Source organism: Bradyrhizobium sp. Pa8 (assembly GCF_052588265.1).
The window spans coordinates 917,456-933,606 of sequence record NZ_CP176767.1 but is presented as its reverse complement, the minus strand read 5'-3'; the positions used below and the strand labels follow the sequence as shown (position 1 = coordinate 933,606).

Below are 16,151 nucleotides of genomic sequence, written 5' to 3'. Positions count from 1 at the left end.
GGCTTGACCGGGGCATCCAGTACGCCGCGGCGGTCGTTGCGAGAGCGAGCTATTCGACGAAGGCCTCTGGAATACTGGATCGCCCGGTCGAGCCGGGCGATGACGGGAGGAGAGAGTGGTGCTCCCCGCAATGACGGACGCTAATCCTTCCGAAACACGATCGACGCCATCCAGCCCGACATCAGCGCCATTGCCGCGGTAACGAGACCGTAGATCAGCCCGTGCTGCCGCGCGCTGGTCGCGACGAACTGCTCGAAGCCGACCTTGACGATCTCGAACGCGGTCTCGGTCTTGGTGACCAACGCGCCGTTCGCGAACAGCTTGATTTCCACCTCATAGGTGCCGATCGGCACCTCCTCCGGCAGTGGAATGCCGGTGCGGAACAGCGTCGGTGTCAGGAATGTCACCGCGCTCGGGTCCTCGCGATAGAGACCTTTCTGGGTTCGCAGGCGGATGAAGGCCGAGCGGAACGCATCGTTCGGCACCACGTCGGCATAGTCGCCGCTGACGCGTTGGGTCAACAGCACGTTGTTGAGCCCGATCTGCTGCCGCCGCGCGATCTCGGGCGAGGTGATGACATCGAAGGGGCGGTTGGCGAACAGCGCGAGATAGCTCGGCACCGCCAGGAACTGCCGGTAGTCGGTGTTGATCCAGATGCCGAAGGTGCGCTCCTTGCGCCGCGTCACCATGTCGGCGCGCGGGCCCATCACGGTGACGACGAGATCGTAGCTCTTGCGGTCCGCGGGCGTTGAGGCGTCCTTCTCGACCGAGCCGAACAGCACCAGTTCCTCGCCGGAATAGTTCGGCGTCACCGTGACGCGATGGTTGGAGACCGACACGATCAGTCGCTCGGCACGCGCGGCCGATCCGAGCAGCAGGACGAGAAGGACTGCGAGAGCTGCGCGCATCATCCGCTCACTCCCAATTCACGGATGGTGAAGAGATCCTCGGGCCGGATCACCAGCTCGATGGCGAAGCGGACGCCGACCGAAAGGATCAGCAGGCCCAGCAACAGCCGCAGCTGCTCGCCCCGGATCTTCTGGCCGGCGCGGGCGCCGAACTGCGCGCCGGTGACGCCGCCGACCATCAGGATCAGCGCCAGCACCGCGTCGACGAGGTGATTGGTCACCGCGTGCAGCAAGGTCGCGAACAGCATCGTGACCAGCGTCAGGATCATCGAGGTCCCGATCACGGTCGAGGTCGGCACCCGCAGCAGATAGATCATGATCGGCACCAGGATGAAGCCGCCGCCGATGCCCATGATGGCGCCGATGAAGCCGATCACGATGCCGACGATCACGACCGGAATGACCGAGAGGTAGATCTTCGAGCGCTTGAACCGCATTTTCAGCGGCAGGCCGTGGATCCAGCTGTGCGTGCGCCGTGGCGGCACCGCGCCGCGACGGGTCCGCATCAGCGCGCGCAGGCCCTCGGAGAACATCAGGCTGCCGACGGTGGTGAGCAGCACCACGTAGGACAACGCGATCATCAGATCGAGCTGGCCGAGCGCGCGAAGCTGCGTGAAGGTCCAGACCCCAAGCGCCGTGCCGGTGACGCCGCCGCATAACAACACACTCGCCAGCGCCGGATCGATCGCACGCCGCCGCCAGTAGGACAGCGCGCCGGAAAAGGAGGAGGCCGCGATGTGGCTCGCAACGGAGGCGACCGCGACCGCCGGCGTGATCCCGATGAAGATCAGAAGCGGCGTCATCAGGAAGCCGCCGCCGATCCCGAACATGCCGGAGACGAAGCCGACCGCCGCACCCATCGCCAGCACCAGGAAGATGTTGACCGGCAGATCGGCGATCGGGAGATAGAGCTGCATCGAAGGACCAAGCTCCGGCGAGACGGATCAATTGCGCGGGAATGCTCGCCGGACGGTCGGAACGATTGCCGCGCCCCTCAATAGCGGAATTCGCGGGGGCGCGGATCAGGAATTTTGGGCGTGGTGAACGAGCTAAGCAGGATCAGATGGCTGTTTCACTTCGAGCCCGGGATTTCGCCACTTGCTCCGCTGTCATGCCCCGGCTTGACCGGGGCATCCAGCAGCCTCTCCGCATCAAGCCGGCGTCTCTGGAATATTGGGTCGCCCGGTCCCGGCTCCGCCAAGGCTACGTCGAGGCCCACACGAGCGCTCGGCACGCCGAAGCTTCAGCGAAGGCGGCAAGCCGGGCGACGACAAGAGGAAAGTGCGTACTAAAACTGTCTAGTGCGCCGCCGAGGCTGCGCGCTTGGTCGCAACCGGCTTCGGCGCGGGCTTTGCGTTCGCCTGCGGCGCGCTGTCCCAACCACCGTTCGGGGCGGGAACGTTGACGGCGTCGTCGGGCTGCGGCTCGGCGCTGAAAGTCTGGATCGCGAGCTTGGCGGCGGCGAGCGACTGCGGATCGAGCCGCTTGGCGACGTCGTCGCGCTTGCCGGACGCATCCGCGTCACCCTGGCCGGCCGCGAGAGCGAACCATTTGTAGGACTCGGCGAGGTTCTGCTCCACGCCGATGCCGCGGGCATAGAGAATGCCGAGGTTGAACTGGCTGTCGGCGACGCCCCGATCGGCGGCCTTGCGGAACCACTGCGCCGCGCTCTTGTAATTGGCGCCGCGTCCGCCGCCGTCGGCGTCGAGCACCGCGAGATTGTGCATCGCCTTGGCGTTGCCGCGCTCGGCGGCCTGCGTGTAGTAGCGGCGGGCGATGTCGGCGTCCTTCTTCACCCCGAGGCCCTTCTCATAGAGCGTGCCGAGGCGGAAGGTCGCGGGCACCACGCCGGCCTGCGCCGCGCGGTCGTACCATTTGGCGGCTTCATCGTAATTCGCGGCGACGCCCTTGCCCTCGGCAAAGCGCACGCCGATCTCGTAGGCCGCGGTCGCATCGCCCTTCATCGCGGCGGTGCGCAGCACCGGACCGCCGATGCCGTCAGGGAGCTTCTCGCTCGGCGGCACCTGGATCATGCCAAGCTTCGCGCGGCTCGCGCCCGACAGCGCGCCGGTGACGTCGTTGCTCGCCGCAGGCGGTGGTGGCGTCGCGGGGACCGGCGGGATTTCGACCGAAGCCGAGCTGCCCGACCCTGCCATGGGAGCCGGCGCCGGATTATTCAGCGACTGCTTCCCGATCGGCGTCGGCGAGGTCATCGACGGCGTGACCTGCTCGGGCGTGGCGGGCTTGGTCTCAACCGGCGGCGGAGGAGCCTGCGGCGCGGGTGCGCTCAACGAATTCTCCATCGCCTGCGGTGACGGCGGCGGACCGCCGCCATCGAGCAGATTCATCGCCATCTTGAACGTGCCGAGCACGATCACGACCACGCTCGCGCCGACCAGCAGCGCGCGGATCTTCGAGGTGATGGTCGAGCCGCCTTCCTGGCCCTTGTCCTTGGCGCGGCCTGCGATGGCCGCCTTGGCAGCTGCCTTGGCACTGGCCTTGGCACCACGGGCCGGCTTTTCCGGCTGCGCGGCGGCGGCCTGCGCGGCGCGGCGTGCGGCCGCGATGAAGCTCGACGACGACACCGGCTCTTTCGGCGCGGCGGGGATTTCGCTGATCGCGCTTTCGGACGCGGCGATGCGCTCCGACGGCGTGGCGACGCGGCCGCCCGGCCGCGTGCCCGGCTCGAGCGGATGGTCCGGCGGCAACTCCGGTGCGAGCGCGGCGCGCGCGGGCGCCGTGTGCGGCTCGAGGATCTCGCTGATCGCACGCGGCGGCAAGGGTGCTGTGACTTGCGGTGCGGTTGGCACCGGCGGCGGCGCGGCCGGTGCGGCGGCATGGAATTCGCGCGGCGCGGCGACGAAGGCGCCCTGTGGCGGCTGTTGCGCGGCGGCCGGGTTCTGCAGCTCCGGCTTCGGATCGTATTTCGGCTGCTGCTGCTGTGGCTGCTGCCGCGGCTCGCGCGCGACAGGCGCGGGCTCCATGGGCGCGGCCATCGGCATCGACATGGACGTCGACATGGGCATCGGCTGCGGTGCGGGTGCCGGCGGCGCCGTGCGCACCGCGCGCAGATCACCCTCGATCATCGAGAGGCGATCGACGACATGGCCGAGCGCGCTGTGCACGGCCTCGAGCGAATCCTGGGTGCTGCGGTTGGTCTCGGCCTGGCTGAAGCGGATGTCGGAGAGCTCGCGCTTGACCAGATCGACCATGCCGGAATCGGCAGACGGCGCCGAATTGCGGCTCTCCGCCAGCGCAGAATAGGTCGCCTGCTGCCGCTCCAGATGCCGCAGGATGTCGTGCAGCCCGTCCTCGACGCGGCTCAAGTTGCCGTTGCGCGGATCGGAGGCGGCTTCGATCCGCTCCAGCAGATACGAGACCCGCTGTTCGAGATGCGCAAAGGTCGATGCGGAATCGTTGCCGACCTGCATGCGGTCGAAACGGTCCGACAGCGCCCGGATCGCGGCTTCGAGATGCTCGCTGCTCTCGGTGGGCGCCGGCCGCTCGCGCGTTTCCAGCGCAGCGGTGAGCGCCGCGATGCGCTGCTCCAGCACGGCAAAGCTGTCGCTGGGGCCGGACGAGCGAGTGACCTGGTCGACCTTGGACGACAGCAGCTGCACGTCTTCGGAAAGACGCGCCAGGGCTTCGTTGGAGGCGACGTTGGAGACGATGCCGCGCAGCGCCGAGATCGCGCCTTCGAGCTGGCGCACCGTCGACGGGTCGTCATTGGCGCGCAGGATCAGATCGAGCTTGGCGCCGAGATTGCGGATCGCCTCGTCGTAGCCGGTGAGCTGCTCGGCCGGCGTCAGCGTGCGCAGCACCTGCTTGATCTCGGACAGCGCGTGCTCGATGCCCGACAGGACCTGGCCATCCGTCCCGGACGAGCGGGTCTCGTCGATGCGACGATGCAGCGAGCGGATCTCGTTCTCGATCGATTCGATCGCGCGGCGCGGCATCGCCTCGGTGATGGCGTGGCGGATCTCGGCAAGCTCGCTGCGGAAAGCGTTGATTGCCTGCTCGGTGTTGTCAGGGCGCTGGAGCGACTCGATCTGGCTCGTGATCTTGAGCAAATGGCGCTCGAGCGACGAGAAATCCGGCCCCGGCTGCGGGGGCGGCGGTGCATAGGCAGGCGCGGGCGGCGCCGCCATTGATGTCATGGGGGGCGCGAAAGGAGCTGCCGTCGGTGCAATCGACGGTGCGGCGCGCGGCGGCATCTGCCGCGGCACAAAGCCGTCGAGCTCGCTCTGCCGAGCCGTGATCTCGGCGACCGCAACGTCGAACGACGCGGGGCTCAAGGGCGGTGAATTGCGATAGACCTGTGCGGCCGCGCGCTCGACCGCATCGGCCTGGCGCTGGCGCGTTTCGACCGGTGCGGGCCGCGGCGGCTGAGGCTGCTGCGGCTTTGAGATTTGCGACAGCCGCGCATCGAGCCGCGAGATAGCGTCGTTGAGCTGGCGCGCGACGCCCTGCTCGCGCGAGACGTCTGGCCGCGACGCGTCCTGTCGTGAAGCGTCTTGGCGCGGCGCGGGCTTTGAAATCCGTTCGATCTGCTGGGTGATCGCGTCGAGCCGCTGGTGGATGTCGGCGACGTCGCGGCTCTCCTGGCTCGGCATCTGTTGCGGGCGCTGATCCTGACGCTGATCTTGGCGTTGATCGTAAGGTCCGCGAAAGTTCGGCGGGGCCGTCTCGCCGAGCGTGGAGTTCAGCCAATCGTTGAGTGACATGCCGGCGCGACGCGCAGCAGCTTCGGCCCGCTCCCTGACGGATGGATCGATGCCGTCAACACTCCACGATACGCGCGAATTCATGACTCTGTCCGGTTCCGACTCCGGCGCCCCACCCGGCGCCTCCAGCCTCCCCACGCGTGCCGGTTGCAAAGACAATCGGATTTGGCGCGGGTCGTCTGCCTCGAAAACCGACTTTTTCCTGTTACGGTAAATAACGGGTTAAGGAACGCGTTGCCGGTGTCTTAAAGTTGGGCGTCGGGAACCCGATTGCCGCCGTTGGCCCCGCTCCAAAAGCCGCGCGCCCTGACAAAGATTTCGCCGCGCGCCCGATCCGCACGTCTCAAGGGATAGAGAACGGCCCGATCCACGGGCGGGTTCTTGCCTGACTGGATTGTTGGCTGACATGAAAAGGTTGCTCGTGGCTGCGATGGCGGCCGGACTGGCATCGCATGCTGTTGCCGCCGATGCCCCGGCGGCAGCGCCTGCGGTGAAGGCACCGGCGCCCGCGGGATACAATTGGACCAGCTGCTATGTCGGCATCCAGGGCGGCGGCAACTGGGGCAAGAGCGAGCATGTCCGGCGCGCCGGCGACGTCTCCGGGCCGACGATCACAGGGACTTTCAATCTCAGCGGCGCTGTTGTCGCGGGCGGTGTCTTCGGCTGCGATTTCCAGATCGAAAAGACCGTGCTCGGCTTCGAGAACGACGCATCATGGACCAACCAGCACGGCAAGGTGCAGGATCTGCCGCCCTTCAACGTCGGGGTGACGAGCGGCACGCGGGAAAAGTGGATCGATATGTTCCGCGGCCGTGTCGGTTACGCGCTCGATCAGTTCCTGTTCTATGGCACGGCCGGTATCGCCTTCGCCGGCACCGAGGTCACCGTGTCCAACCAGGTGGTGCAGGTCACCAGCTCCCAGACCCGCACCGGCCTGGCGGCCGGGCTCGGTGGTGAATGGGCGGCCTATGTCGATACCTGGGGCGCCGTGACCCTCAAGCTCGAATATGTGCACGTCGATTTTGGCAGCAAACGATATGTCGATCCGCCGATCAGCGGCGCCGTCACGCGCGACGTCAGGCTGACGGACGACATTGTCCGCGCCGGCGTCAATGTCCGGTTCAACTGGGATAGGCCGGTCGTCACGAAGTACTAGGGCTGCGCAGGCTCAGCCCTTCCCCTCGCGCTTGCCGTCGTCCAGCGGCACGACCGTGCCGGTCCCCTTATCCTTGCCGCTCATCGCCGACAGCGCCTGGAGCGCCTCCTCGCAGAAATCGGCCACCATCTGCTCGTGGCGGGCACCGAGCTGAAGCAGCAGCAAATTACCGAGGTCGAGCACGCCCGACGCCGAGCCCTCCGGAAATCGCTTCTTGAGGATGCGCTCGTAATTCTCGTGCCGGTCGCGGTGGTGCTCCAGCCGGGCCATCAGATCGGTGCGCATGGGCTCGATGTCGATGCTGTCGAGCGCGTGCAGCCGCACCAGCAGGTCGTCCTTGATCGAGGGCGGTGTGCTCGGCCGCGCGGCCCAGTGCCGCAGCGCTGTTCGGCCCTCGGGAGTCAGCGTATAAATCAGTTTATTGGGCTTGCCCGTCTGCACGACCTCGCGGCCCTGGATGTAGCCACGGTCGCGCAGCTTGGAGAGCTCGCGGTAGATCTGCTGGTGGTCGGCCTTCCAGAAGAAGCCGATCGAGGAATCGAATGTCTTGGCGAGCTCGTAGCCCGTCATCGGGCGTTCCGTCAGGCATGCGAGGATTGCGTCGCCGAGCGCCATGGCACCAGCTCCCTTTAGAAGTCTCGACCAATTGACTTGACTTTATGCGCATTGGTGCATATGCGTCAATGTGCATATGAAGCGGGCTCCAGACCCGCCCTTATCGGCCATCGCGCTACTGTGCATGGGGTTGTTTTCGCGTTTTTGCCAAGGCCTTTTGATCAAGAAGGCCTTTGATCAAGGGAGGCACCTGAGAATGACCGGCCTCGATTCCTGGTACGCCTTTATGAAATCCCACGACCGCGCCGCGCTCTGGGACCTGCTCCATCCTGACGCCGTGTTCGAAAGCCCCGTCGTGCATTCGCCGCAGCGCGGACGCGACATCACCTTCAAATATCTCGCCAGTGCCGAGAAAGTACTCGGCGGCCCCGGCTTCACCTATGTCGGCGAGTGGAAAAGCGCCAACGGCGCCGTGCTCGAATTCAAGAATGTCATCGACGGCATCGAGATCAACGGTGTCGACATCATCACCTTCGATGCCGAGGGACGCATCACCCATTTCAAGGTGATGGTGCGTCCGCTCAAGGCGATCAACATGTTGCACCGCCTGATGGCGGAGCAGTTGGCCGCCGCCCAGTCATAAGCCTACATCATCACTTCAGACCGCTTGCCGGGAGACCATTATGCCGATCTATAAAGCCCCCGTCGAAGACGTGAACTTCCTGCTCAACGACGTCTTCCAGATCGATCGCTACGACAATCTGGCCGGCTTCTCCGATGCGTCGAGCGACGTGCGCGAAGCCATTCTCGGCGAAGCCGCGAAGCTTGCGGAAGAAGTGCTGCAGCCGCTCAACCGTGTCGGCGATCTCGAAGGCTGCAAGCGCGCCGATGACGGCAGCGTCACCACGCCGAAGGGCTTCAAGGACGCCTTCAAGCAAGTGGCAGAGGGCGGCTGGCTTGGCCTGTCGGCGCCGACCGAGTTCGGCGGCCAGGGCCTGCCGGTGACGCTGAGCCAGGCGGTCAACGAATTCCAGATCTCCGCCAACATGGCGTTCTCGATGTATGGCGGCCTCACCATGGGCGCGACCGCGGCGCTGATCGTGCACGGCTCGCCCGAGCAGAAGCAGACCTACGTGCCGAAGATGGTGGCGGGTGAGTGGACCGGCACCATGAACCTGACCGAGCCGCATTGCGGCACCGATCTCGGCATGCTCCGCACCAAGGCGGTCCGCCAGCCCGACGGCAGCTTCAAGATCACGGGCACGAAGATCTTCATCTCGGCCGGTGAGCATGACCTCGCCCCCAACATCATCCACCTCGTGCTCGCCCGCATCGAGGGCGCACCGGCCGGCATCAAGGGCGTGTCGCTGTTCGTGGTGCCGAAATTCCTGGTCAATGCTGATGGTTCGGTCGGCGCACGCAATGGCGTGGTGTGTGGCTCGATCGAGCACAAGATGGGCATCCACGGCAATTCCACCTGCGTGATGAACTACGACAGCGCCACCGGCTGGCTGATCGGCGAAGAGAACAAGGGCATGCAGGGCATGTTCGTGATGATGAACGAGGCCCGCCTCGGCGTCGCCGTTCAAGGTCTCGCGCAGTCCGAGGTCGCCTATCAGAACGCGGTCGCCTATGCCCGCGAGCGCATTCAGGGCCGCTCGCTGACCGGCGCCAAGGCGCCGGACAAGCAGGCCGACCCGATCATCGTGCACCCCGACGTGCGCCGCACGCTGCTCTCGATCCGCGCCTTCAACGAGGCCGCGCGCGCCTTCGTGATGTGGACCGCGCTGAAGAGCGACGTCGCCCATCGTTCCGAGGATTCCAAGGACCGTCAGGCCGCCGACGACCACATGGGCCTGATGACGCCCGTGCTGAAGGGCTTCCTTACTGATTACGGCTTTGCCAACGCGGTGCAGGCGCAGCAGATGTATGGCGGCCACGGCTACATCGCCGAGCAGGGCATGGAGCAGTTCGTGCGCGATGCGCGTATTGCGATGATCTATGAAGGCGCCAACGGCATCCAGGCGCTCGACCTCGTCGGCCGCAAGCTGCCGCGCGACGGCGGCCGCGCCATCATGGCCTTCTTCGGCGAGGTCATGACCTTCGCCAAGGAGAACGGCGGCGACGAGGCGCTGAAACCCTTCATCACCCCGCTCTCCGCCTCGCTCGGCCATCTCCAGCAGGCCACGACCTGGCTGATGCAGAACGCCATGGCGAAGCCGGACAATGCTGGCGCTGCCGCAACCGATTACCTGCATCTCTTCGGCTTCGTCGCGCTCGGCTACATGTGGGCGAAGATGGCCAAGGTGACGCAGGCGAAGATTGCCGAGAGCGGAGCGACGCCCTATCTCTCGACCAAGCTCGTCACCGGCCGCTTCTTCATGGAGCGCGTGCTGCCGGAGACCGCCGCCAATCTCGCCCGCATCCAGGCCGGCTGCGCCACCATCATGGAACTGCCGGCGGAAGCTTTCTGAGGCTTCCCGCTTCGCCAATGATCCGACCGCGCCGCGGTCGTAACCAATAACTGCAATCAGGAGGCTCCCATGGCAGATGCCTATATCTACGACCACGTCCGAACCCCGCGCGGCCGCGGCAAGGCGGACGGCGCGCTGCACGAGGTGACCGCGCTCGCGCTCGCCACCGTGCCGCTGAAGGCGCTGAAGGACCGCAACAATCTGCCGGAAGATTCCGTCGACGACGTCGTGCTCGGCGTGGTCGATCCGGTCGGCGAAGCCGGCTCCGACATCGCGCGCTTCGCGGCGCTCAAGGCCGGCCTCGGTGAAGCCGTGCCCGGCGTGCAGATCAGCCGCTTCTGCGCTTCCGGCCTCGACGCCGTGAATTTTGCCGCAGCCCAGGTGATGAGCGGCCAGCATGAACTGGTGATCGGCGGCGGCGCCGAATCCATGAGCCGCGTCGGCATCGGCGCCTCCGGTGGCGCCTGGCCGATGGACCCGTCGATGGCGGTGCCGGCCTACTTCATGCCGCAGGGCGTTTCGGCCGACCTGATCGCCACGAAGTACGGCTTCTCGCGCGACGACGTCGACGCCTATGCCGTGCAGAGCCAGCAGCGCGCCGGCAAGGCTTGGGACGAGGGCCGGTTCAACAAGTCCATCGTGCCCGTGAAGGACATCAACGGCCTCACCATCCTCGCCAAGGACGAACATATGCGTCCCTCGACGACGATGCAGTCGCTGGCACAGCTCCAACCGTCGTTCACGATGATGGCGCAGATGGGCGGCTTTGACGGCGTCGCGGTGCAGTCGCACCCGGAAATCGAGCGCGTCAATTACGTGCACCACGCCGGCAACTCGTCGGGCATCGTCGACGGCGCCGGCGCCGTGCTGCTCGGCAGCAAGGAAGCGGGTGCGAAATACGGCCTGAAGCCGCGCGCAAGGATCCGCGCGTTTGCCAATGTCGGCTCCGAGCCGGCGATGATGCTGACCGGTCCGGTCGACGTCACCGAAAAGCTGTTCGCGCGTTCGGGCATGAAGAAGTCGGACATCGACCTGTTCGAGCTCAACGAAGCCTTCGCTTCGGTCGTGCTGCGCTACATCCAGGCCTTCGACATCGACAACGCCAAGATCAACGTCAATGGCGGCGCGATCGCGCTCGGCCATCCGCTTGGCGCCACCGGCGCGATGATCCTCGGCACCGTGCTCGACGAGCTCGAGCGCACCAACAAGGCGACCGCGCTGGTGACGCTGTGCATCGGCGGCGGCATGGGCACTGCGACCATCATCGAGCGGGTCTAACGAGCTGCCGTAGGGTGGGTTAGCGCAGCGTAACCCACCTCTTCTGTTTCTGCGGAGGAAGACAGTGGTGGATTACGCCTTCGGCTAATCCACCCTACGAGATCCAGATCAACCGCCGCGCCTGAGATCGGCTGCGGCACCGAGGAGCAACCAACATGGCTTACAAGAACTTCAAGGTTGAGACCGATTCCGACGGCATCGCGCTCGTCACCTGGGACATCCCGGGCCGTTCGATGAACGTGCTCGACGAGACCTCGACCAGCGAGCTCGATGCGATCGTCAAGGAAACCACAGCCGACGCCGCGGTGAAGGGCGTCGTCATCACCTCCGCCAAGGAGGCATTCTGCGCCGGCGCCGATTTGTCGATGCTCGAGGGCATGAACCAGGCCTACGCCAAGGTCTTGAAGGAGCAGGACGAGACTGCGGCGAACCAGATGCTGTTCGACCAGAGCCGGCGCTTCTCGCAGGTGCTGCGCTCGATCGAGACCTCCGGCAAGCCGTGGGCGGCCGCGATCAACGGCCTCGCGCTCGGCGGCGGTTTCGAGATCACGCTGTGCTGCCACTATCGCGTGGCGGCGGAAAATCCCAAGTCGCGTCTCGGCCTGCCCGAGGTCAAGGTCGGCCTGTTCCCCGGCGCCGGCGGCACGCAGCGCGTGCCGCGCCTGGTGCCGCCGCAGGACGCGATGACCATTTTGCTCAAGGGCGATCCGGTCACGGTCGAGAAGGCCAAGGCGCTGAACCTCATTCACGCCATCGTCCCTGCGGCTGATCTCGTCAAGGCAGCGAAGGACTGGATCAAGGGCGGCGGCAAGGCCGTCGCACCCTGGGACGAGAAGGGTTTCAAGCTGCCGGGCGGTCCGGTGTTCTCCAAGGCCGGCATGATGATGTTCCCGGCCGGCAACGCGATCTATCGCCGCGAGACTTACGACAATTATCCGGCCGCGCGTGCGATCATGAGCTGCGTCTATGAAGGCCTGCAGCTGCCGATCGACGCGGCGCTGCGCGTCGAGTCGCGCTACTTCACCTCGGTGCTGCGTTCGAAGGAAGCAGCCGCGATGATCCGCAGCCTGTTCCTGTCGATGCAGGAGCTCAACAAGGGTGCGCGCCGTCCGAAGGACGTAGCCCCGACCAAGGTGAAGAAGATCGCCGTGATCGGCGCCGGCTTCATGGGTGCGAGCGTCGGCTACGTCTCGGCCCGTGCCGGCCTCGACGTCGTTCTGATCGACCGCGACCAGGAGAGTGCCGACAAGGGCAAGGCGCACGCTCAGAAGGTGATCGAGGAGCAGATCAAGAAGGGCCGCGCCAAGCCCGGTGACGCCGATGCGCTGCTCGCGCGCATTACGCCGACTGCCGATTATGCTGCACTCAAGGACGTCGACCTCGTCATCGAGGCCGTGTTCGAGGATCGCAAGGTCAAGGCGGATACCTTTGCCAAGGCCCAGGAGCACATGAAGCCGGACGTGATCTTCGCGTCGAACACCTCGACGCTGCCGATCACCTCGCTGGCCGAGGGCTTCAAGGACCAGGGCAAGTTCGTCGGCATCCACTTCTTCTCGCCGGTCGAGAAGATGATGCTGGTCGAGATCATCAAAGGCAAGAACACCGGCGACGTTGCGCTCGCGACCGCGCTTGACTACGTCCGGCAGATCGGCAAGACGCCGATCGTCGTCAACGACAGCCGTGGCTTCTTCGCTAATCGCTGCGTTGGCCGCTACGTCGCCGAAGGCAACGAGATGTTCCTGGAGGGCGTGCCGCCGGCGATGATCGAGAACTGCGCCAAGATGGCCGGCATGCCGGTCGGCCCGCTCTCGCTCTCGGACGAAGTCGCGCTCGATCTCGGCCTCAAGATCATGAAGGCGACGGAAGCCGATCTCGGCCCGAACGCCATCAACCCCGATCAGAAGAAGCTGATGGTGGAGATGGTCGAGAAGCAGGGCCGTCTCGGCCGCAAGAACAGCAAGGGCTTCTACGACTACCCCGAGAAGGGCAAGGGCCAGAAAAGCCTGTGGCCGGGCCTCTCGGCGCTGCAGCCGAAGCAGCTCGACCCCGATACGCTCGACATCGAGGAGTTGAAGCAGCGCTTCCTGGTGGTGCAGGCGGTGGAAGCCGCGCGCACGGTCGAAGACCACGTCATCACCGACCCGCGCGAGGCGGATGTCGGCTCGATCCTCGGCTTCGGCTTCGCGCCGTTCACCGGCGGCACGCTGTCCTACATCGACTTCATGGGCACGAAGAAATTCGTCGAGCTCTGCCACAAGCTGGAGGCGAAGTACGGCTCGCGCTTCACCCCGCCGAAGCTTCTCGAGGAGATGGCCGCGAAGGGAGAAACTTTCTACGGTCGCTTCGCGCCGAAGAGGGCTGCAGCCTGATCATCCAAGGTCATTTGAGAACAAAGGCCGGATCGTCGATCCGGCCTTTTTTGTTTGGGGAGACGTCATCACGGTTGCGTCAGATTTGTTCCCGGCTTGTGGAACCAGTCACAGAATTCGCGTAGGAACCGTGCCAGAGTCCCTGCTGCCGCAGCGTCGCGCAATTGTCATAGGCGTGTCAAAGCGGCGCCGTTCTTTTGCTCGGCCCTGGCACTAGTCTTGCTCTGGGTCAGGGCCACGAACCCGGTTGGGACACTTGCCGAGCCATCGGCAGGTTGAAGACAAAATAAGAAAGTATCCTTGATGAACTCTTTGGTGCTGCGGAAGACCGCGCTCGGTCGCGATCTTACCGCGAAGTATGCTGTTGAACCCGCAACTCGCCGCCTCTCCCCGCAACAGAAGCCGGCGCGCCTGCGCCGCAAGGGGCCGATGCTTTGGGCCGCTTTGGCGTTACTTGTGCTGGCGGCGGATTTTATGCTGGCTTCCCTCGCCTGGCTCGCCGTCGACTTCGTCATGGGCTGAGACCCCGCGCGCGTGCAGCAGGTAGGCCGCCGCGAAGTAGGCGAGCTGGCAGACGGCAAGACAGATGGCGATGACGGTAACACCCGCCATCATGCCGAATTCGTAAGCGCGAAGAATGATTGCCGAGAAAACCGCGATCGCCGGCGCAATCAATATCAGCGCCCAGATCCTGAAAACATAACCTGTCGCTATTCCCACCAATGCACTTGCGACGATCAGGACCAAGGCAATCGTCAAGTTCAACTCCGATGAAAGTACAAATAATCCTCTAACAATTCCGCCAAGCTCGCGCGCTTTACGGGTACTGACAAGACAGCACTACTTACATTCGGCGAACAGTAGTTCATAAGTCTAATGATAGGTACGATGATCCGGCGAGATGGGTTCGCGCCCACCTGCCCGGGGCAGAATAAAAAGGGGCCGGATCGACGATCCGGTCCGTTTTATTTGCGGTCTCCGAGCGGCGAGAACGCCCGGCCCGAGATCGCATCGTCGGCAAGACTCGCTCTCCAGCCGCCTTCATCGCCGCGGCCAATGCGGACTTCGAAGCGCCAGCCATTCTGGTTGGTGAAGGAGATGTCCGTTCCGCCCTCCTTCCTGGCATAGCTGCACGGATATTCGGTCGGCCGATCGGGAAAGACGATCATTCCTTCCTTGCTCTCGAACACGGCCGAGGTGACCTGCGGATGGATCATGAAGATGCAATTGCGCTGCGGCAGGTCCGGCGTCGACAGGCCAAGCATCGCGAGCGGCGCGCCCGCGGCGGTCATAAGGACGATCATGTTCATGGCGGCGGCTGTCTCGTGGAGGTGCTCCGCGATTTCGACGTGGCCGCCGATCGAATGGTTCACAAGAAAAAGGCCGGATCGTCGATCCGGCCTTTCGCATGTTGCATCGTGCAAAGCGCTTACTTCGCCTGCGCAAGGCCTTCCTTCTTCAGCGCCTCCTGCACCTGCGGCCGCGCTGCAACGCGAGCCTTGTAGGCGGTCAGGTTCGGCATGGCCGAGAGGTCGAACTTCATCCGGTCGCCCCAGGTCAGCATCGTGAAGAGATAGCCGTCGGCCACCGTGAACTGCTTTCCCATAAGGTAGTCGCGGCCGGCGAGCTGGCTGTCGATGTATGTCAGCTTGCCCATGACGCGGTCCTTGAAGAAGGCCTTGGCCTCGTCGTTCAGCGCCGGCGCGAACAGCGGGCCGAAGCTCTTGTGCACCTCCGAGGTGAGGAAGTTCAGCCATTCGAGCAGCTTGTAGCGCTCGGAGCTGCCGTGAGCTGGCGCCAGCGCCTCGGCCGAAGCCAGGTCGGCGATCATCTGGACAATGACCGGGCCTTCGGTCACGATCTCGCCGCTGTCGAGGCCCAGCGCAGGGACCTGGCCCTTCGGGTTCAGCTTCAGATAATCCTCACCATTTTCGAGCTTCTTGGCCCGGATATCGACCTTGACCAGCTCATAGGGCAGGCCGGCTTCCAGGAGCGCGATGTGGGGGGACAGGGAGCAGGCGCCGGGCGAGTAATAGAGTTTCATGGAATTTCCTTCTCTTGACGCTTGGTTGGGCCGAAGGAACGCCTACATGCATCTGCATCCAATAGTCAAGATTGATGCAGGTGCATCGAGTGGGGTAAGAGACGGAACGACGAGCTTGAGCGGGACCATGAAACGCAAACCATCGACCGAGGCAACTTCCGCCTGGATCCGCCTGATGCGGGTGCAGAGCCGCGTGCTCGATTGCGTCGAGCAGGACTTGAAGAAGGCGGGGTTCCCGCCGCTGGCCTGGTACGACGCGCTGCTCGAATTGTCGCGAGCGCCCTCGGGTGAGCTGCGGCCGGTGGAACTCGAGCGGCAAATGCTGATCCCGCAATACTCAACTTCGCGGCTGATCGACCGCCTGGTCGACGAGGGGCTCGCCTCCCGGCGCGAATGCAAGATCGACAAGCGCGGCCAGTTCGTGGAGATCACGGAAGCCGGCCGCGAGTTGCAGAAGCGGATGTGGGGCGCCTATTCGGCCGCAATCGAAAAGTATGTCGGCTCGAAACTGTCCGATGCGGATGCCGTCAAGCTCAGCGGTCTGCTCGACCGTCTCGGCTGCTCGTGCGGCGAGATGAAACTGCCGCCCGTCCACGTCAACGAAACCACGCCGTCGCGATGATCGTGCGGCACACCAGCTCGT

At 64.9% G+C, this 16,151-nt stretch carries 13 protein-coding genes; 6 read left to right on the top strand and 7 right to left on the bottom strand.

The annotated features are described in order from the left end of the window. Positions 1-140: 140 nt before the first annotated feature. The 3 genes from ACKWRH_RS04350 to ACKWRH_RS04340 all read right to left on the bottom strand — a co-directional run bounded on the left by ACKWRH_RS04350 (position 141) and on the right by ACKWRH_RS04340 (position 5,716). Entirely contained in the window at positions 141-911 is a 771-nt protein-coding gene (locus tag ACKWRH_RS04350; RefSeq protein ID WP_445219466.1) for a TIGR02186 family protein, read from the bottom strand. Continuing rightward, on the bottom strand, positions 908-1,825 hold the full coding sequence (locus tag ACKWRH_RS04345) for a sulfite exporter TauE/SafE family protein (protein ID WP_445219465.1): 918 nt from the start codon (positions 1,823-1,825) through the stop codon (positions 908-910). Before ACKWRH_RS04345 ends, ACKWRH_RS04350 begins: the two co-directional genes overlap by 4 nt. A gap of 381 nt (positions 1,826-2,206) precedes the next feature. After that, complete coding sequence (locus tag ACKWRH_RS04340; RefSeq protein ID WP_445219464.1) at positions 2,207-5,716, bottom strand: hypothetical protein; 3,510 nt, start codon at positions 5,714-5,716, stop codon at positions 2,207-2,209. Positions 5,717-6,038: 322 nt separating this feature from the next. Between ACKWRH_RS04340 and ACKWRH_RS04335 the strand changes: the two genes are divergently transcribed. Further along, on the top strand, positions 6,039-6,788 hold the full coding sequence (locus ACKWRH_RS04335; RefSeq protein WP_445219463.1) for an outer membrane protein: 750 nt from the start codon (positions 6,039-6,041) through the stop codon (positions 6,786-6,788). 12 nt (positions 6,789-6,800) lie between these two features. On the opposite strand, the gene ACKWRH_RS04330 is transcribed toward ACKWRH_RS04335, so the two are convergent. Next, complete coding sequence (locus ACKWRH_RS04330; protein ID WP_445219462.1) at positions 6,801-7,403, bottom strand: PadR family transcriptional regulator; 603 nt, start codon at positions 7,401-7,403, stop codon at positions 6,801-6,803. A gap of 196 nt (positions 7,404-7,599) precedes the next feature. On the opposite strand from ACKWRH_RS04330, the gene ACKWRH_RS04325 reads away from it, so the two are divergent. The 4 genes from ACKWRH_RS04325 to ACKWRH_RS04310 all read left to right on the top strand — a co-directional run bounded on the left by ACKWRH_RS04325 (position 7,600) and on the right by ACKWRH_RS04310 (position 13,464). Then, entirely contained in the window at positions 7,600-7,986 is a 387-nt protein-coding gene (locus tag ACKWRH_RS04325; protein ID WP_028151642.1) for a nuclear transport factor 2 family protein, read from the top strand. 40 nt (positions 7,987-8,026) lie between these two features. Next, positions 8,027-9,817 carry an acyl-CoA dehydrogenase C-terminal domain-containing protein gene (locus ACKWRH_RS04320; protein WP_445219461.1) on the top strand — a complete coding sequence of 597 codons (1,791 nt, stop codon included), beginning with the start codon at positions 8,027-8,029 and terminating at the stop codon, positions 9,815-9,817. A gap of 69 nt (positions 9,818-9,886) precedes the next feature. Then, positions 9,887-11,095, top strand: a complete 1,209-nt coding sequence (locus tag ACKWRH_RS04315) for an acetyl-CoA C-acetyltransferase (protein ID WP_445219460.1) — start codon at positions 9,887-9,889, stop codon at positions 11,093-11,095. Positions 11,096-11,250: 155 nt separating this feature from the next. Then, positions 11,251-13,464, top strand: a complete 2,214-nt coding sequence (locus tag ACKWRH_RS04310; RefSeq protein WP_445219459.1) for an FAD-dependent oxidoreductase — start codon at positions 11,251-11,253, stop codon at positions 13,462-13,464. 450 nt (positions 13,465-13,914) lie between these two features. On the opposite strand, the gene ACKWRH_RS04305 is transcribed toward ACKWRH_RS04310, so the two are convergent. The 3 genes from ACKWRH_RS04305 to gstA all read right to left on the bottom strand — a co-directional run bounded on the left by ACKWRH_RS04305 (position 13,915) and on the right by gstA (position 15,508). Then, complete coding sequence (locus ACKWRH_RS04305) at positions 13,915-14,223, bottom strand: hypothetical protein (protein ID WP_014498532.1); 309 nt, start codon at positions 14,221-14,223, stop codon at positions 13,915-13,917. A gap of 206 nt (positions 14,224-14,429) precedes the next feature. Beyond that, positions 14,430-14,774 carry a hypothetical protein gene (locus ACKWRH_RS04300; RefSeq protein ID WP_445219458.1) on the bottom strand — a complete coding sequence of 115 codons (345 nt, stop codon included), beginning with the start codon at positions 14,772-14,774 and terminating at the stop codon, positions 14,430-14,432. A 119-nt stretch (positions 14,775-14,893) separates the two neighbouring features. Continuing rightward, positions 14,894-15,508 (bottom strand): glutathione transferase GstA, encoded by a 615-nt coding sequence (gene gstA, locus ACKWRH_RS04295; protein ID WP_445219457.1) that lies wholly within the window; start codon positions 15,506-15,508, stop codon positions 14,894-14,896. 127 nt (positions 15,509-15,635) lie between these two features. Between gstA and ACKWRH_RS04290 the strand changes: the two genes are divergently transcribed. Further along, entirely contained in the window at positions 15,636-16,130 is a 495-nt protein-coding gene (locus ACKWRH_RS04290) for a MarR family winged helix-turn-helix transcriptional regulator (RefSeq protein ID WP_014498535.1), read from the top strand. Positions 16,131-16,151: the final 21 nt, after the last annotated feature.

Excerpts from the sequence above, each read along its gene's own strand:
- ACKWRH_RS04335 (WP_445219463.1), top strand. The coding sequence starts at position 6,039 with ATGAAAAGGTTGCTCGTGGCTGCGATGGCGGCCGGACTGGCATCGCAT.
- ACKWRH_RS04340 (WP_445219464.1), bottom strand. The coding sequence starts at position 5,716 with ATGAATTCGCGCGTATCGTGGAGTGTTGACGGCATCGATCCATCCGTC.
- ACKWRH_RS04350 (WP_445219466.1), bottom strand. The coding sequence starts at position 911 with ATGATGCGCGCAGCTCTCGCAGTCCTTCTCGTCCTGCTGCTCGGATCG.
- ACKWRH_RS04310 (WP_445219459.1), top strand. The coding sequence starts at position 11,251 with ATGGCTTACAAGAACTTCAAGGTTGAGACCGATTCCGACGGCATCGCG.
- ACKWRH_RS04320 (WP_445219461.1), top strand. The coding sequence starts at position 8,027 with ATGCCGATCTATAAAGCCCCCGTCGAAGACGTGAACTTCCTGCTCAAC.
- gstA (WP_445219457.1), bottom strand. The coding sequence starts at position 15,508 with ATGAAACTCTATTACTCGCCCGGCGCCTGCTCCCTGTCCCCCCACATC.
- ACKWRH_RS04330 (WP_445219462.1), bottom strand. The coding sequence starts at position 7,403 with ATGGCGCTCGGCGACGCAATCCTCGCATGCCTGACGGAACGCCCGATG.
- ACKWRH_RS04300 (WP_445219458.1), bottom strand. The coding sequence starts at position 14,774 with ATGAACATGATCGTCCTTATGACCGCCGCGGGCGCGCCGCTCGCGATG.
- ACKWRH_RS04290 (WP_014498535.1), top strand. The coding sequence starts at position 15,636 with ATGAAACGCAAACCATCGACCGAGGCAACTTCCGCCTGGATCCGCCTG.
- ACKWRH_RS04325 (WP_028151642.1), top strand. The coding sequence starts at position 7,600 with ATGACCGGCCTCGATTCCTGGTACGCCTTTATGAAATCCCACGACCGC.
- ACKWRH_RS04345 (WP_445219465.1), bottom strand. The coding sequence starts at position 1,825 with ATGCAGCTCTATCTCCCGATCGCCGATCTGCCGGTCAACATCTTCCTG.
- ACKWRH_RS04315 (WP_445219460.1), top strand. The coding sequence starts at position 9,887 with ATGGCAGATGCCTATATCTACGACCACGTCCGAACCCCGCGCGGCCGC.